Here is a 17,311-nt window from a genome sequence, read left to right on the forward strand (position 1 = left end):
AGTCCCATATTTGAGGCTTTTACACAAATTACCTATCTTTAAAAAAAATAAATTTTAAATGAAAAAATCGGTTGCAATCATTTTTGCGTTTATCATTTCTCAATTTCAGGCTCAGCAAGGGGCTTACTATCAGCAAAGTGCGAAGTACAAGATGAATATTGATGTAAATGCTGAAAAATTTACTTACCAGGGAAATCAGACCTTAGAATACACAAACAATTCGCCAGACGAGCTCAATGTGGTGTATTTCCACCTGTACTGGAATGCTTTTAAACCCAATTCCATGATGGATCAAAGAGTTGCAGGTCAAGGTAAAAATGGAGATTCAAGATTGCAAAAAGATGGGACTTCAAGATTAGCTTCCATTCCTAAAGATCAGGAAGGAGCACAAAATATTCACTGGCTTAAACAAAACGGAAAAGATGTGAAGTTTGAGATTCAGGAAACGATCATGAAGGTCTATCTGGCAGAACCGGTTAAGCCTAATTCATCTACAAGTTTCACCATGGAATGGGATGCCGTGATTCCCCAGCAGATCAGAAGAAGCGGAAGAAACAACAGGGAAGGAGTTGACATGACCATGACGCAGTGGTATCCGAAAATTGCAGAGTACGATTATGATGGCTGGGCAACATTTGACTATATCGGAAGAGAATTTCATGCTCCGTTCTCGGATTTTGATGTTACCATCAAGATCAACAAAGACTATGTAATCGGAGCAGGAGGTATTCTTGAAAACCCGACAGAAGTTAAAGGTTATGACACTAATGCAAAAATCAAAGCCGAAAAAGATAAGAAAGCAACATGGAGATGGACTGCAAAAAATATGTTGGATTTCGCATGGAGTGCAGACAGAGACTATGTTGTAAAGAGTTTTGACGTTCCGGAAGGGCCGAAAGTATTTTTAGTATATCAGCAGAATGAGAAAACAAAAGTTTGGGAAGAAGCACAGCCTTATGTCACCAAATATTTTCAGCTGATGAACAGCCATTTCGGGAAATATGTGTATCCTACCTATGCTTTTATCCAGGGTGGTGATGGCGGTATGGAGTACGGAATGTGTACGATGATCCTGGGAGAAGCTAAAGATATTAAAGGTTTAATGGGCTTAATGGCTCATGAAGGGGCACACTCCTGGTATCAGCAAATGCTGGCAACCAACGAATCTGTACGTCCGTGGATGGATGAAGGATTTACCAGCTATGCAGAAGGTTATGTGATGTATCAGCTGTTTCCGGAAGAACTTCCGAATCCCTTTGCCAATACTGTGAATGCATACAGAAATTTCGTTAAAAAGGGAATTGAAGAACCTGCCGTATGGCTGGGAGACCACCATGATAATGGGACTGCTTATACCTATGCTTCCTATGTGAAAGGGGAATTATACCTCGTACAGCTAGGCTACATTATGGGCGAGCAAAAACTTGCCGAAACCTTAAAGCAATATTATGAACAGTGGCATATGAAACACCCGTCCGACAGGGATTTTCTTCACATTGCACAGAAAGTTTCAGGAATGGATCTGAAATGGTTCCATAATTACTGGATCAACACTACAAAAACCATTGATTATGGAATTAAAGATGTGAAGTACGATGCAAAATCCACAACCATTACTTTGATTAATAATGGACAAGTTCCTATGCCGGTCGATTTCAATGTGATGACTGCAGATAAAAAGATCGTTACTTATCAGATTCCTTTGAATATGACCCATACATGGAAGGAGAAAGATGTTTACGGCGACTTTAAGACGATGCCTTACTGGCCCTGGACTCAGAAAGAATATACGCTGACAATTCCTTATACGAAAGCTCAGCTGTCTGTTTTAGGAATAGATTTCAGCCAGAGAATAGCAGATGTCAATACGGATGATAATACTGTAGAAGTAAAGCAATAGATTATACAAATACAATAAAAAACCCACAGAAAGTTCTGTGGGTTTTTTATTGTATTGAAGTCTTTCACTAAGTCTTTCAATTTGAAACCTAATGTCCGAATCATATATCTTTAGAAGCCTTCACGATTCGCTTGCGAAGCAAAATTCACGATTCACAACCACATTATTACCGAAAACCCTCTCATATCTGAGATCTGATGTCTGAAATCCAAATACCTTTATTTTATCCCAAACTGCAGGACCATCCAGTGATTAGGATGATTTTTTACAAGATCATTTCTTAAAACCTCATCTTTTGTATTGAGGTAGCGGTATACTTTTAAAGGAACTGAATCCGGATATTCTTTTAGCCCCTGATCTACTGTAACTTTAGCATCTTCTTTCTTTCCTCCTCCGTCCAGGGCTTCAAATTTGTAGATATAAATAATAGCAGGTATTTTTCCATAAATATCTTTGGTTTCATTCTCTAATAATTTGATAGCCTCTATCTGGAATTCTGTATCAGGTGTCTTTCCAACCATAGAAGTGCGGCTGAGATGCTGCTGATACATCAGGAACAATAACAGGATATGAAGATTCTTCGTATCTGGATTGGAGGCCATTTTTTCAATTTTCTGAACTGTTTCCGGAGTCATTTCGTCATTTTCTGCCTGCAGGCTTTTAGTATAAAACTCGTCAAGAAGGTCATAAACAGCCTTGTCATTCCGGTCAATCTTTGATTCCTGCTTTATTTTAAGGAATATATCTTTTACCTGGTTTCCGCTCTGGGCAAAAGTATTCAGGCTAATACAAAAGATTACAATCAGCATTAATTTTTTCATGGAAGCAGGATAAAAATATTTTCAGTCTTAAAGATAATTAAATGTTTCCAATCTTCTAAATTTCAGGCTCAGGTTTTCCTTATTAACATTCCAAAAATCTGCTTTGCTTGCATTTGCTATAAAAGCACAATTGTTTTTCAGTATTTCTTGTCCCGAATTCAGGTTAAATAATATAGATAATGCTTATTTTTGACGATAAAGGCTTATTTTTACAATCGTTTTTTAACCCAGACTAGCTTAAAAAATAAATGAATTCAATTGTAATCAACGTAGGGAACAGCAACATCAGATTCGGACTTTTCAATGGAGACAACTGTGATATTTCATGGGTGATCAATACAAAGCCGTACAGAACGGTAGATGAGCTGTATGTACAGATTCTCATGCTTTATCAGACCTACAAAGTAGAACCGAAAGATATCAGTAAAGTCATCATAGGATCTGTAGTACCGCAGCTTACCAAGGTCATGGGTTCGGCGATCAAAAAGATCCATGGGCTGCAGCCCGTGATTGTAGACCGGTCTACGCCTTCGGGTGTTCAGGCAAAATCCAAACAGATGGGAACGGATATTTATGCCAATCTTGTGGCTGCCCATAATCTTTACCCAAACCGGAAGAAGATCATCATAGATTTTGGAACGGCTCTTACGGCAAGCTGTGTAACGGAAACCGGAGAGACATTGGGAGTAATTATTGCCCCCGGAATTGTAACGTCTTTAAATTCATTGATCAGCCAAACTGCCCAGCTTCCTGATATTGAGCTGAAAAAACCTAAATCCGTATTGGGTCTGGACACGGTAACCTGTATGCAAAGCGGCATGGTATACGGATTTCTGGGAATGGTAGAAGGTTTTATAGACCGCATCAACGATGAGGTGAATGACGACTGTTTTGTAGTCGCAACGGGCGGTGTTTCCCATGTTTATAAGCCTCTGACGGAAAAAATTCATGTGATGGACAGGCTCCATACGCTGAAAGGGCTTTATTTTTTAGGAAAAGACTTATAGGAAAACTTCAATAAACCAAAACGTATTATGAGAAAATTAAAAGAATTCCCGGCAATAGAAACGGAAAGATTAATTCTTTCCCAGCTGAAGGAAGAAGATCTTCCTTTTGTAACTGAATATCTTCAGGATAAAATTTTCTCAGATGTTACGTCCAATATTCCTTATCCTTATACAGGGGAACATGCTAGGTTCTGGATGAAAATGTCCTGGGAATCCTTTGAAAACAATACAGGATATACTTTTGCAGTCCGAAATAAGGAAGGACAGATTTTAGGTGCCATTGGTCTTCACGACAGGGATGATGACAAAGCCGAGCTTGGCTACTGGATGGGAAAGCCTTTCTGGAACAAAGGATATATCACCGAAGCTGCTACAGCTTTAATTGATTTTGGGTTTAATGAACTACAGATTAATAAAATCTATGCAACTTATTTTTTAGACAATCCGGCCTCCGGAAGAATCATGGAAAAAATAGGGATGGAAAAAGAAGCTTTGCTAAAGCAGCATCTTAAAAAAGATGGCAAATACATTGATGTCATGATGTATTCTATCTTAAAAAACAAATAATGATTGAGTCTTTCGTGGAAGCGGGCATCAAATTCTAAAATATTATCTTTTGCTTTTAAAGAATTCTTTAACGATCGTTGAGCACTCATTTTCCATTACTCCGGTTACCATTTCTGTTTTGGGATGCAAGGAAAGGTGTTTGTTGATAAATCCTCTTTGCTCATCTCTGGCTCCAATTACGACTTTGGAAATCTGTGACCAGGCCAAGGCTCCGGAGCACATTACACACGGTTCAAGGGTTACATAAAGGGTACAGTTGATCAGATATTTCCCACCCAGAAAATTAGCGGCGGAAGTAATGGCCTGCATTTCTGCATGGGCAGTTACATCGTTTAATGTTTCCGTGAGATTGTGAGCTCTTGCAATGATGCGATTATTGGAAACAATGACACATCCTATGGGAACCTCATCTTTTTCCAGTGCAGCCTCTGCTTCCTGCAGGGCCATTTTCATATAATATTCGTCGGTAAACATTTTTAATCTTCAATAGTTAAGGTTAAAGGAAGCCTGAGGTAATACCTTACCGGATCTCCTTTGCTAACAGCCGGAGAAAATTTTTCCGAAACGGAATACAGCGCAATTTCAGCCTGTCTGTTGAAGGTGAAATTGTCTCCCTGTGCGTGTACATTACTGATACTGCCATCTTTTTCAACAATAAAACCCACATTTGTTTTTACTGTTTTGGTTTCAGTATAAACACCTCCGGTATAAAAAAGATTGGCAACTTCCTGTCTCAATGTATTAAATCCGCCAGGATAGTCGGCAGATTTATCAAAAACAGCAGTTTTCTCAATATTGTTTTCCGATATGCCTTTTGGGCTCTTCAGGGTCTGCAGGTCTTCAAGGTTTCTTACTTTCAGCAAAGCTCCTATCATGGCTACGTTTTCAATGCTGTCCATCTTTTTCATGAAAAGCATAAAATCAAGTTTTATATTGGCTTTTCTGAAAGAATCTGCTTCTGCGTCAAACTTCTTTTTAAATTCTGTATTCAGCATATTCCTGTGATGGTTATAATAGTTTTTAACCTGCCGGAATTCTTCCTTCTGCTGCGAAAAACAGAAAGAGTAAGTAATGCAAAACAGACAAAAGATTAAAGCTTTCAAAAGAGTATATTTATGTAAATATAATTAAAAAAATGAGAACTTTTTATCCTTTGATATCAGCTTTCGAGATAGCGGTTCAGAGATTCCTGGAGATGGGTCCGGATGTCATCAACTAAACATTTCGGTTCTAATACGGTGACTTCTTTTCCATACGAAAGAATCTCCTGCATAAAATCATAAGTAGGGTGGAGGAAGAACTCAAAATAAATCTCTTCCGGTGTTTCTTTGGTTTCTTTCTGAGACTGGTGAAGCGGAAAACTTCTGATGTACTCTCCCTGATGCCTGCTACATTTCATAATGATCTTCTGAGGATTTTGTTCTGCAAGATTCATAACCCCAAAAGCATTTTTGAAGTGTTCTCTGAAATTGTAGTTATACTTTTCACGGAATTTGCTGTCGCTCACATCCAGATAATTGACCCTATCTAAACCGAATGACTTTAAGACTTTATCTTTAGTATCAATTGCGATGAGGTACCATCTGTCCTTGGATTCTTTCAATGCCAGGGGATGCACTTTCCGTGAAGTCATCACTTTATTTTTATAGTTGTAGTGCTCAAAACTTACGACTCTCTTGTTACGAATAGCAAAGAAAAGGTCATAAAAATGTTCTATGCCGGTTGGTTTTCTGCTTTCAAAAAAGATAAAATCTGAAAAATCCGGATGAAGATTCAGGGCGTTGCTTACCTGAAAGGATTCTAGTAACTTTTGGTTGTATTCGTCCACTTCCATGATCGGGCGGCTCTCAATATAATACCTGTTATCCCCTTTCTTTTTATTGTGAATGGAAAGATTAAAAAGATCGGAAATCTCACGAATATCCCTCTGCAGCGTACGGATCGAGTAGCTCTTGATCCCTGCATCCTGAAATTCGAAAGAGTTTAAAAGATAGTCCTCCAGCTGGGAATAGGTAGCCGGAGAACTTTCTAATCTTTTGATAATTAAGGCATATCTTGTCAGATAAAAATCTTTTTTCATTCGTCTGTATTTTATAGGGCAGCCGTGCTGCGTTCATGGTAAAATTTTATAAGACAAATATATAGGGTTAATGCGACAAAACGTGTCGTGTTTTATTTTTTTTGTGGTATTTAAAAGAAGAAAATCAATAAAAGTGAATTCTATTAATATCTAATTAGAAACCAGGATTGTATAATAAATAATGATTAGAATAAATAACCGCTCGGTTTTTTGAGCGGTTATTAAATTTAAGTTTTGGATTTCCAAATTAGATTTCTTTTCATTAAAAAAGATTAATGAATAAAGTAGTTCTTAGATTACAGCGTTGAACTCATTTCATAAAACGGGAATTATTTCTTTAAAATATTCCTTTCATGGAGCCAAATTTCCTCAGTAAAGTTTTTCGGTTCTCCAGTGTTGGCATTAACTCCAATGCCAAATACGGCTATTTTTCCTGCCTTGAAATTTTTGAAAGAATAGACATAGTATTCATCAATAATTAAAGTAGGATAGAAATTAAAAGAATCTTTTGTTTTTATTTGGCTTTTTTCATTATTAGACCGAAAGGCTTCATAAATTTTATTGGCTTCTTGAAATTTTATATTATGATTTTTTTCAAAGTTCTGTGCCTCCTTTGTAAGAACTTCATTTCCGTCGGTGAAATTAGCAACAAGAGTTATATGGTGTTTATTTAAAAAGTTTCGTTCCTTAGAACAATTAATAAACAATAAAAGTCCAAGCAATATAAAACTGAAGTGAATTCGCATTCTATAATTTTATTAAAGATAAAAAATATTTAATTACCATTGAAATCTTGGATTCAGACCTAATAATACTATTTTTTAGGCATATTAAAATGCTTTTTGATGTACTTACAAAATATTTAAGCTCTTTTAACAAGCCTTCGGGAGTTTGTGTTTCATCTTTTTGATTTTTAGCATATTTTAATAAATTGAATGGATTAGCGGATTGAATTGCTATGGTGAATTGTGCAATTCCCAATTGCTGTTTTTTATCTTTTGTTAATATAGGTATATTTTGGACGATCTTACTTACAGTTTTGGTCTGGAAGAATATCTTTACTGAATAATTCTAAAATCATATTTTCTTTCTCCATAGACCAATCAAAGTTTTGATATTCTTCATAGGTAAAATTATACCTATCTTTTCCATTATCTGGAAATGCAATAAACTTTTCAAATTTTCCATTTTTTCTAAATAATAGTATAACCTTTGGGTATTCTTCCTGAATACAATCACACCCAACACTATTAGATAATCCTGTTCTAATAAAAATATTTTTTTTAGAGTAATTAAACAAAATATTTGATAATCTTTCTTTTTCTGACAAAGAAATTGCTCTGATCTGATTATGAAATTTGGCATCCAAATAATTTCGAGGCTCATCTATATCCTTTATTAAATTAGGATTTGCTATGTAAATTGAATCATATTCATTAAAAGGAAATATTTTCATTCTTTGCACAGATGGAATCGAAAATCTCTCAAAGTATTTATTATCGAAGTCATTAGGATTTATTTGTCCTTTACTTTTTAATAATATATCTCGTTTATATTCTTTACAATTTTTTTTGCAAAATTTTACTCTAAGTGAATCTAATTCATTTACTTTTTGAGAATAAAAAACATTACATAGTAATAAGGCTGTCAAAAAAAGGATATTATTTTTCATATTATTTTATTTTATTACGTCAGGATATTTTATTTTAATTTTTTCTCTCATTTGCTTGTATGAAGTTTCCGTTCCATGCATTTTTTCTATATAAAATGTCTTATAGTTTTTTGCATAATATTTTTGTGCATTATAAATTTTATCTAGTTGGTCTTGTGTTAAATTTAAACTTCTTTCCATTAATAAATATACTTCTTTACTAGTATTACTTAATAACCATAAATCTTTCTTTGTAGTTGTTAATGTTTTGTCTTTAGTATTAAAAATATACCAACCATCTGAATTAAAAAATTTACCACTAGGGGTTAAATAATTATTTAATAATGAACCAAAATATAGTCTCTCTTTTGTTGAGGTGATTTCTTCATATGCTCTTTGCTTAATATCTGAACGGTTTGAATTTGCAAAAATTTTTATTTCTTTATCCGTCATGCTTCCCAGTTCATTTAAAAAGCCCTTATCGTCAGCCTCATCACATGCAACAGAGAAGAAATTGCCCCCATCTAACATATTGCTTAGCAATAATTTTAGACTAATATATGACTTAATATCTTTTGGGTCCAACCCTCCTTGATGATATTTTTCAGATTCTTTTCTGAAATTTTCAAAATATTCCTCATCAAGAGTTATTAAATCTTTTTTAGGTAACTTCTCAAATACATTTTTTAGAGTTTTAAAAGCTAGGACATCAAGAATTACTTTCATTGATTTTGCATAAGTGTGATCAGAAAAAGTATTTCCATGGTGAACTATAGCTACATTTTTGAAATTAGATCTTTTACAGATATCTACAAAACTTTCATAATTAGCGAAACTGGGGATATGTCGTACTTCCCACATTTTAACAGTTTCATCAAATTGATATTTCCCATCAGACTCTAAAGTTATGATTAAATTAATACTTTTCTTTTTCTGTTGCTGATCATCTACAGAATCTCCAAAAAAATCTCTCTCTTTTCTGTCTTCTCTTTCTTCATCAGCCATTGTTTTTGCACTGTAAATACCTATTGGTCTATAATTATACATGATTCTTTGATTTAGTAAATCAGGCGGCGTAAAGAGCCGCCTGATTTTGTTATTATTTAAATATTGATGTTAATTCTCTTGGTAATGTTGTAGGTTCATTACTATGTGATAACTGTGCATCTTCATCCAACCTGAAACTTGTTTCAAATTCGAGTTCCAGCGGATTTTCACAATTTTCCGGATTATCTTCAGGGAAAATCGGAAGCGGATGTAATGGATTAACCGGCAATCCTGTGGAGCTTTCCTGAAGAATAGTAAGCGTAGTAGGCACTCTGGTGATCCAGTATTTACCTTGAGGTTCTCCGGTTGGCTGTCTCATTTCGTCTACAATACTCATGTACATTGGGTCTCCGATTACCGGAACTTCGCCGCCATTCCAGATAATACCTGTTTCCAGGAAGAATTGTACAGCATTTTCAAAGCCAGGCTTTACGGTAACAATAATTCTTGCCATTCCAGCTTGTAGGAAGCTTCTGAATAATGGATCTAAGCTTTCGCTCAGATAAAACTCCTGCCAGCTCTTACGGTTAGCCCAGTAGTATGGATAGAATGTATAATCCATGATTTCCCATTCAAACGCCTGTTCCATAAATTTGGCAAGGGCAGTATATTTATCCAGATTTTCACTTAGGTATACCTGGAAGTTATCCATCGTAGTTTTATCCTCAGCTCCATTTGTTGATTCATACCCTAATGTATTTGAGTTAAGGTAACTCTGCAGCAAGTAGGCAATACAGTTGTGCTTTAAAACATCATGCTCCATATAACGGTAGAAATTGCCTTGTCTTTCTTTAGCTGCTGCTTCTTTTTCTTTCTGTTCTGCATCTAATCTTGCCTGATCTTCCTGGAATTTCACATAAGCAGCTTCATAAGCCTTGATAATAGCATTGAAGTTTTCCGTTTTCCATTTTTGGATGAAAGCGTCTGAAAGCTTACAATGTAAGTTTAAGTTGATGGAAACTGAGTTTAAATAATTTCCATTATAAGGTACCTTTACAGAATTTTCAAGTGAAAATCCGGAAGCTCCGATTGATCCGTCAGGACTACTGTTGTAATAAATTGTACTGCTGTTGGTAGGGTGGTATACCCAAATTTTAGCATTATGCCATCCTTTGGAGCGCTCATAATGTACACCTCCGTCAAATGCATAACAAACATAATTTGCTGGAACACCATAATCAAAAACTCCCTCTCCTCCTCCAGATCTTGTATCTGAAACAGTTTTGTTCATTTCAGGGAGTTCAGTTAAATCTACACCATAAATTTGTGCCCAATGCTGAATCTGTTCTACAGTTGCAGATTTTGGATCAGGCATGGTCCATGCTCTTTCCGGCGCTGTTCTAGGGTCTACAGGAGCGGTAAGCACCTGGGCCTTGGCTACTGTAAGGGCCAGACGGTGTAATCTTGAAGGTTCAGGAACCATAAATTCAAACATGGTACGTTTACCATAGTTGTAGATTTGGTTTTTCATCTTTTTATCAACCCATCTGTAAACTCCTGTGATATGCTGTGGCGGTAGATTGGTTGTAAGAGCTTTTCCTCTGTTATCAAACTCATGAACATTGGTCTCCGTATATTCTTTGATGATTTTCTGTACCCTTTCTTCGGAAATTTTAGTCAGAACTCTTTCCATGGCTCTTTCCGTGATCTCCTGAGACTTCATCACGGCCTGTCTTGTACTGTCGTGCTGAGCTGTATTATTGGCATATTCTGCACCGACTTCAAAGACGGTTTTACCGGCTCCATAACTATATCTTGTATGGGCTGTAATACTTTGGTCTTTTTCCAGTTCTTTAGCAATTTCCGTCTGCATATCTGTTCTGGAAGTTTTGGAAGTATCGGAAATTTTCTCAGTTTCCTCTGATTTGGATGTGGTATCCGTAATTTCAGAGTAATCTCTTGAAACAGAAGACTTGTGTCTCAATTCACTTGCCATTACATTCTCGATGTTGGAAACCTCCCCCGGAACATAAGCGTGAACACTTTGTACCACTTTCAGATAATCTGCAACTCCAAGTCTTTTGATCCCAAAGTTTTTACGTTTCTGAATCGTTACTGGCTCAGGTTCGCCTGGATTTTCCGGAGTTTCAGTTGCGCGTTTCAGAATAAGCATTCCGGTAAGGCTTAGATCGCCTTTTGTATATTGTTGGCCAATATCTCCATATGCCATACTTCCGTTGTCAAAAATAATTTCTATTTTGAACGTTAAGCTATCTCTGAATTTATCGACTAAACTTGTCGGTAAAGTGATTTTGTTATCTACAACATAGATATTGCTGTAATTTTCTTCTACAGCCCCTGCAACGTCTGTAGTGGCAATAATTTTGGCATTGGCGACACTCCATGAAGCGTCTTCAACCTCAAAAGAGAAATTAACAAATCCTCTGCTGCCTGATAGTCTGAAGGAGCTGTGGGCAAGAAAACTGTATGCCATTGGGGTTCTGGCTGTATTCTGCATAACAGGGATGGATGCACCTCCTAGATTTACGTATTGCTGCTGTGAAAGAGGAGAGCTCTGTAACGCAGTTTGCATTGTTGAAGAGATATGATCCTGCAGGACTGTTAAAGCATCGGAATAAGTCTGTACTGAGTCATCAAGTACAATGGTTTGATCTCCGATCATTAGAGTATTCTCAGGAAGGAATTGAATTCTTTCTTCAGCTGAAACTTTAGATACTTTCTCAGCGTCAAATTCAGAGAAAAGTTCTACAAAAAGGTCAAAAGATTCCGGAGAAAGCTTTGCCTGCAAATCTTCTAAATTAATCTCATTCTGGTACGAAAATTCAAAAACAGGAACTTCATATTCCTTTAACGTATCATAAAGACGTATTTTTTCTTCTTCCGTAGTTTCCGGGGTGATTTTACTTTCAACTTCAGCCAGTTTTCTTTCGTAGATATCCAAGCGTTCCCTGTTTTCAGTCATATATCTTGAATAGGCATCCTGGTATGCCTGATAACGGGATTTATGATATTTTTTCTGAAGTTTTTCCAATTCAGTATTTAGTTTGTCCAAAGCTTCTTTTCTGTGGATTGCTCTGTCTGCAACCAAAGAAGTTCTCGCTTCAGCTTCTAATCTTTGAAGGGTTTTTGCGCCCAAAACCGGAGCGGAAGCTTCAGATGTTGTGGCCGAAGCTGAAAAAGATGTTTCCGAATAATCCTCTGAAAATAAATATGTTGGTAATATTACTTTTCCATTCATCGCTTTTTCTAAAGGTTTTTCGCCATTTATCTTAATGATTTCCTGATCTGTAAGATCCTGATTGTTGGCAAAACCAAGCTGGATGGCCATCAGAATATGGCTGATCGCTTCTTTAATGTAGAAGTCTCCCTGAGTAACGATCAGATAAATGAAATTATTCCAAAGAAGGGAAAATGTTTGAATTCCTTCGGCATTAAGCTCTTTATTGGCATCAATGAGGTTTTTGTAATAATCTGTAACGTAGGTCAGGTCATTGCTGTCTAATGTTTCTTTTTTAGAGAGCTTTCGTCCGATAACAAGAAGATCTCCAAATACTCCTTCCTCAATTTTCTTTTCTGATTCAAATCCAAGATTGCTAAATCCGCTTGCTGCCCTTTTCATTTCTCCAAACTTGGTAGCTTTGGCAGGCCTTCCGGCAACTGCAGTATCAAAAATACCGTTGACGCCTTTTGGTCTGTGGATAAATCCTAAATTCTTGTCTTTCGTTTCCGTTAATTGCGGATTTCTTAAACTCACAAATCTGAAAAGAGTCTGTGATACATTATTTGTTGGGTTCATACCTTCTGTTGCTTTATAGTTAATGATGCCTTCTCCTATTAGTGATCCGCCTACGGTAAATGCGGTTTTTGGAGGTGTGTTGTTTGTTGCCATTTTAATATTTTGTTTTAATGATTTATTTTTTTGTGTATTCAAGGGTCAGAGTAAATGAATTAATGATAGAATAATCATAATCCGGTTCGCCTAAAAGCTCAATTGTAGCCTTGTCTCTTTCTACAGTGATGTAAATTTTTGTTCGCCATTGATTGCCTGCAAACGCTGTATCCAGGGCATACCATTCTGTGAACATCTCATTGGAAATAATAGTTTCAAGATCGGGGAATTCGGCTCTGAGATCAATCTCTCCGGTTCTCGGAATCTGGTCTAAAAACAGAGTTTTTTTGTAAACAGGTTTACCATTGATCCAGGTTCCGCCAGTTAATTCTTCATCACGGGTATAAGAATGTTGCTTGTCTGCATATTTCTTTTGAATAAAAGAGTTGTCATCATAATTATTGCCAAAATAAACATTACTTGTTATACCTTTTGAATCCGCAAAACTTGATGTAAAATTCAATTCCATCGCCTGAGAAACGGTTAACGCAAAGGTATCTGATGCAGAACCCCCGGTACCTGTAAGTCCAAAACCACCATCTTCCAGAGCGAATCTAGAATTATAAGAAGGGTTAACGTAATTAATAAAATTAACGCTTTCATTTAAGTGAAGATCTCCAGTGATTGGTTGTCCAGTAGCGGTTCCTGTTCTTGGTATAAAGCCTGAAGCATCAACCATTCCGGAAAGTTTATCCCAGCCGGGAATACCAGTATTATTCAAGTTGTCAACCCAAACATAGTTTTCACCTGTATCAAGTAAATTCCATACATCACCTACCGCTTGACCTGTTGTTGGTAAAGCTCCAAAATTGGCAACGGAACCCATGACATGATAAGTCCTGTTCAATAGTGAATTAATTTGAGCCTGGTTATAGTAATTGTTAAATATCCAGCCACGTTGAACATAATCATTATTGCTTGCAGGAGTATATAGTTTTGCTGCTGTTATCCCTGTTGTAGGTGTTATAGTGATATCATCGGCGTTTGAAGCAGGGGATCCGATTTGTAGAAATCCGGCATTCATTCTCACCCAACGGTCTACAAAATCACCTGTGATTAAAGCTCTGTTTAATTGACCTTGCTGGAAACTTCCAAAATTTCCATCAGCGGTATTTGAATATCCTGTTAGTGTTTGGTTACCATGGATAATTAATTTATTACCGATTGCTCCGTCATTCATTCCTGCTCCTGTACCGATCAAAATGTTATTATTGCCTGTAACGCCTGAACCGGCTGAAACCCCAATCATAATGTTTTTATCACCCAAGTTTGATTGGTTGTTGGCTTTCCAGCCTATCAGCGTATTAAGACTACCTGTAGTATTGACGTAACCTGCTCCTACTCCTAAAAAAGTATTTTTAAATCCTGTGGTGGTTTTATTTCCGGACTCATCACCAATCATTGTATTTTGGCTGCTTGTCGTTGCGTTTTCACCGGATGCCGTTCCAATAAATACATTATATTCACCTGTAGTTAATTTAGAGCCACTTAATACACCCACTGCTGTATTCCATTTACCTGACGTTAATTCAGAGAAAGAATAAGAACCGAATGCTACATTATTTCCGCCTGTAGTCACTTTTGGCAAAGCATTGTAACCAATAGACATATTGTAATAACCGGTCTGTGATTGGTTAATATTACCAAAGTAATGAGAGTAAAGAGTTTTATTAAAGTTCAACTCTCCGGCTCTGCCCTGATCAGCATTAAAAACAATAGCTTTTGTGGAGGAATTACCTCTGTCTATGACCGATTGTAATGTGTCATTTTCAGTGAAAGCCGGCTTGTCACTCAGATCATTATAGCTGCCTGAAATACCAACTTTATGTATTTTTACTTTTTCAGTACCTTCCTGAACCAAAGAAACACTTCCGTCTACATTGGTCGTTGGGATAATGCTAAATTCAGAAAGGTTGATCGGAAACGAAGATCCGTCACTCTGAGTAATGGTAATGATATTTTGAGAAGCATCATATTCTGCATTCTCAATATGGATATTATTGGTTGCCAAACTGCTTAAATCTACCGCCTTACTCTGTTGAATACCGTTTTCTCCTGTATAAAATACCGTTAAAACATTTCCATTCAATTCCGGATTCTGAATTGATGTCTGTGTTTCTATTTTATCTTTCCAAAGCTGAACATTTTGCGGGCTTATATTGGAAGCGTTTGCATCTGCTTTTTGAGAAAAATCATAGTCAATATTGTCCAAAGGAAGTTTTTCATTTTTGTGCCAGTAAGATTCCTGCCATTCCCAGAATTCTTCCTGTACTGGGATATCTCCGTTTTCGAAATATTTTTTTAGTTCTTGTTTTGTTTTCATTTTGTGATTTATTTAAGATTCGCTGATAAGACTTCCTCCAATGACCCTTGTATTAGAATCAAATGAATTAGAGTAGTATTGTGTATTGTTATCAAGTATAACTGTATTTACATCTGGATTATAATTGAAGGCATTAGGCCCGATCTTTGCAACTCCAGCCACAATATATATTGAGCTAAGCTTGTTGTAGGCAAAAGCATAATCTTTAATTTCTTTTACATTCGCTGGAATCGTTATTGTTTCCAGTAGATTAGATGAAAAAGCTTGGTCATTGATCGTGGTAACACTTCCTGGAATGGTCAGAGATTTTAATTGATTATTACTGAAAGCTTCTCCACCAATAGTTAGAACACTATCAGCAAGGAATACATTTGATATTCCGCTCCCTAGTGCAAATTGTGCAGGAATGTGCAGAGTACCCTGCTTTATAAATATATTCATAACCCGGAGAGGTGCTAATGTGGCATTTCCGTTTTCATCTATTTCCGCATGAAAATCATTCCATCGTGGAAAGCCGTTTTCCAGACCTGCAATTTTAGTCATGTCTATTTTCTCATCCTTGTGCCAGTAAGAGTCCAGCCATGTCCAGAAATCTTCCTGTGTAGGTTTGTCTCCGTTTTCGAATAGGAACCTTAGTTCTTCTTTTGTTTTCATATTTGTTTTATCTGTAAGTGATTGTAGCTGTTGCAGGGATTCCTGCGGTACTTAAATCTAATCCTGACAAGGCAGATACATGGGTAAGCGATGGAATATTAAATGCATTTTCACCCACTGATTTTACCGAATCTGGAATATATATTTCTGTAAGGTTTGGATTGTTATACATTTGAAATGCGCCACTCCCGATTGTCTCTATTCCTTCTTCCAGTATAAGCTCTGTTATTTTACAGTTTGAGCTTGCAAATGCTGAATTTTCAATAATCTTGCATGATCCTGGAATTCTTAAAGATCCTTTTAAAAACTGCGATGAAAAAGTGGAAGACTTAATTTTCTCCAAAGAGTTAGGGAAAATAACAGTAGTAAGAGTGTTTTTGCCTATTCCATACGAAAAACTCATACCGGTGGAAAGGCTTCCAATTATTTTTGTTCCTTCGGGGAATATGATCTTTTTACCCATTCCAACTATTTCCGTACTATCTGTGGGAGAATGGACAAATTCATCGTACGCAATGAGGTCAAGTGAGCTGTTCGTGAGCTTTTCATCCTTGTGCCAGTATGAATCCAGCCATGTCCAGAAATCTTCCTGTGTAGGCTTGTCTCCGTTTTCGAATAAAAGCCTTAGTTCTTCTTTTGTTTTCATAATATTTTATCTATAGGTGATTATTGTTGTTGCAGGAATACCGGCATTACTTAGATCCAGACCAGCCGGAGCTGAAACTGTTTTTAGCGAAGGAATGGCAAATGCATTTTGTCCAACAAATTGGACTGAACCTGGGATATAAAGATTTTTAACAGTAGCTTTTGGGCAATTAAAAGCATAACCATCAATTCGTATTAATCCTTCATTAAGGATAATCTCTTCTAATGAGTAGGATTCATTGGTCATAACTCCATTTACAAGGCTAGCTTGTCCACTGAAAGCACCACTACCAATAATTCTTAACGTTGAAGGAGTTTTAACCTTTTTTATATTTTGGGATGAAAATACACCAATCCCAATTTCCTCAAGACCTTCAGTAAAGTTTACTTCAATAATCTGATAGCCCATCCCTGAATATTGAAAAGATGCATCTGTAATTTTTTTAACATTTTTGGGAATGGAAATGGATAATACATGTCCTAATAGTATCCCATCGGTAACATAAGGGATCACTTTTTCCACTGAATCGATAGATTCTGGAGTGATTTTTTCATCCTTATGCCAGTAAGAGTCCAGTAAAGCCCAGAAATCTTCCTGTACAGGCTTGTCTCCATTCTCGAATAAAAGCCTTAGTTCTTCTTTTGTTTTCATAATATTTTATCTATAGGTGATTATTGTTGTTGCAGGAATACCGGCATTACTTAGATCCAGACCAGCCGGAGCTGAAACTGTTTTTAGCGAAGGAATGGCAAATGCATTTTGTCC

15 protein-coding genes are annotated in these 17,311 nt (G+C 36.5%); 3 read left to right on the top strand and 12 right to left on the bottom strand.

Annotation, left to right across the window (positions count from 1 at the left end):
- The first annotated feature begins 58 nt into the window (after positions 1–58).
- A complete protein-coding gene (locus DRF61_RS04200) occupies positions 59–1,900 on the top strand; it encodes a M1 family metallopeptidase (RefSeq protein ID WP_111954356.1) in 1,842 nt (613 codons plus the stop codon).
- 218 nt (positions 1,901–2,118) lie between these two features.
- Here the strand turns inward: DRF61_RS04200 and DRF61_RS04205 are convergent, their stop codons facing one another.
- On the bottom strand, positions 2,119–2,721 hold the full coding sequence (locus DRF61_RS04205; protein ID WP_111954358.1) for a hypothetical protein: 603 nt from the start codon (positions 2,719–2,721) through the stop codon (positions 2,119–2,121).
- A 248-nt stretch (positions 2,722–2,969) separates the two neighbouring features.
- Here DRF61_RS04205 and DRF61_RS04210 point away from each other — a divergent pair, with 248 nt between their 5' ends.
- Positions 2,970–3,728 carry a type III pantothenate kinase gene (locus tag DRF61_RS04210; RefSeq protein WP_111954360.1) on the top strand — a complete coding sequence of 253 codons (759 nt, stop codon included), beginning with the start codon at positions 2,970–2,972 and terminating at the stop codon, positions 3,726–3,728.
- A 27-nt stretch (positions 3,729–3,755) separates the two neighbouring features.
- Complete coding sequence (locus tag DRF61_RS04215) at positions 3,756–4,295, top strand: GNAT family N-acetyltransferase (RefSeq protein WP_111954362.1); 540 nt, start codon at positions 3,756–3,758, stop codon at positions 4,293–4,295.
- Positions 4,296–4,337: 42 nt separating this feature from the next.
- On the opposite strand, the gene DRF61_RS04220 is transcribed toward DRF61_RS04215, so the two are convergent.
- The 11 genes from DRF61_RS04220 to DRF61_RS04270 form a co-directional block, all read right to left on the bottom strand.
- On the bottom strand, positions 4,338–4,769 hold the full coding sequence (locus tag DRF61_RS04220; protein ID WP_111954364.1) for a nucleoside deaminase: 432 nt from the start codon (positions 4,767–4,769) through the stop codon (positions 4,338–4,340).
- 2 nt (positions 4,770–4,771) lie between these two features.
- On the bottom strand, positions 4,772–5,398 hold the full coding sequence (locus tag DRF61_RS04225) for a hypothetical protein (RefSeq protein WP_228452625.1): 627 nt from the start codon (positions 5,396–5,398) through the stop codon (positions 4,772–4,774).
- Positions 5,399–5,454: 56 nt separating this feature from the next.
- Positions 5,455–6,375: a helix-turn-helix transcriptional regulator gene (locus tag DRF61_RS04230; protein ID WP_111954366.1), complete on the bottom strand. Its 921-nt coding sequence runs from the start codon at positions 6,373–6,375 to the stop codon at positions 5,455–5,457.
- A 329-nt stretch (positions 6,376–6,704) separates the two neighbouring features.
- Positions 6,705–7,097 carry a hypothetical protein gene (locus DRF61_RS04235; RefSeq protein WP_146897055.1) on the bottom strand — a complete coding sequence of 131 codons (393 nt, stop codon included), beginning with the start codon at positions 7,095–7,097 and terminating at the stop codon, positions 6,705–6,707.
- Positions 7,098–7,402: 305 nt separating this feature from the next.
- Entirely contained in the window at positions 7,403–8,047 is a 645-nt protein-coding gene (locus DRF61_RS04240; protein ID WP_111954370.1) for a hypothetical protein, read from the bottom strand.
- A gap of 6 nt (positions 8,048–8,053) precedes the next feature.
- The gene (locus tag DRF61_RS04245; protein ID WP_146897061.1) at positions 8,054–9,031 is read right to left on the bottom strand and encodes a hypothetical protein; all 978 of its coding nucleotides are present in this window, start codon (positions 9,029–9,031) and stop codon (positions 8,054–8,056) included.
- A 94-nt stretch (positions 9,032–9,125) separates the two neighbouring features.
- Entirely contained in the window at positions 9,126–12,923 is a 3,798-nt protein-coding gene (locus tag DRF61_RS04250; RefSeq protein WP_146897064.1) for a hypothetical protein, read from the bottom strand.
- Positions 12,924–12,945: 22 nt separating this feature from the next.
- Positions 12,946–15,246, bottom strand: coding sequence for a hypothetical protein (locus DRF61_RS04255; protein ID WP_111954376.1), 2,301 nt, complete (start codon positions 15,244–15,246; stop codon positions 12,946–12,948).
- A gap of 12 nt (positions 15,247–15,258) precedes the next feature.
- Positions 15,259–15,900, bottom strand: a complete 642-nt coding sequence (locus DRF61_RS04260) for a leucine-rich repeat domain-containing protein (RefSeq protein ID WP_111954378.1) — start codon at positions 15,898–15,900, stop codon at positions 15,259–15,261.
- Between the two features lie 7 nt (positions 15,901–15,907).
- A complete protein-coding gene (locus DRF61_RS04265) occupies positions 15,908–16,546 on the bottom strand; it encodes a leucine-rich repeat domain-containing protein (RefSeq protein ID WP_111954380.1) in 639 nt (212 codons plus the stop codon).
- A 6-nt stretch (positions 16,547–16,552) separates the two neighbouring features.
- Entirely contained in the window at positions 16,553–17,197 is a 645-nt protein-coding gene (locus DRF61_RS04270) for a leucine-rich repeat domain-containing protein (protein ID WP_111954382.1), read from the bottom strand.
- Positions 17,198–17,311: the final 114 nt, after the last annotated feature.

This window comes from Chryseobacterium lathyri (assembly GCF_003290185.1).
In the GTDB taxonomy this organism is placed as follows: domain Bacteria; phylum Bacteroidota; class Bacteroidia; order Flavobacteriales; family Weeksellaceae; genus Chryseobacterium; species Chryseobacterium lathyri.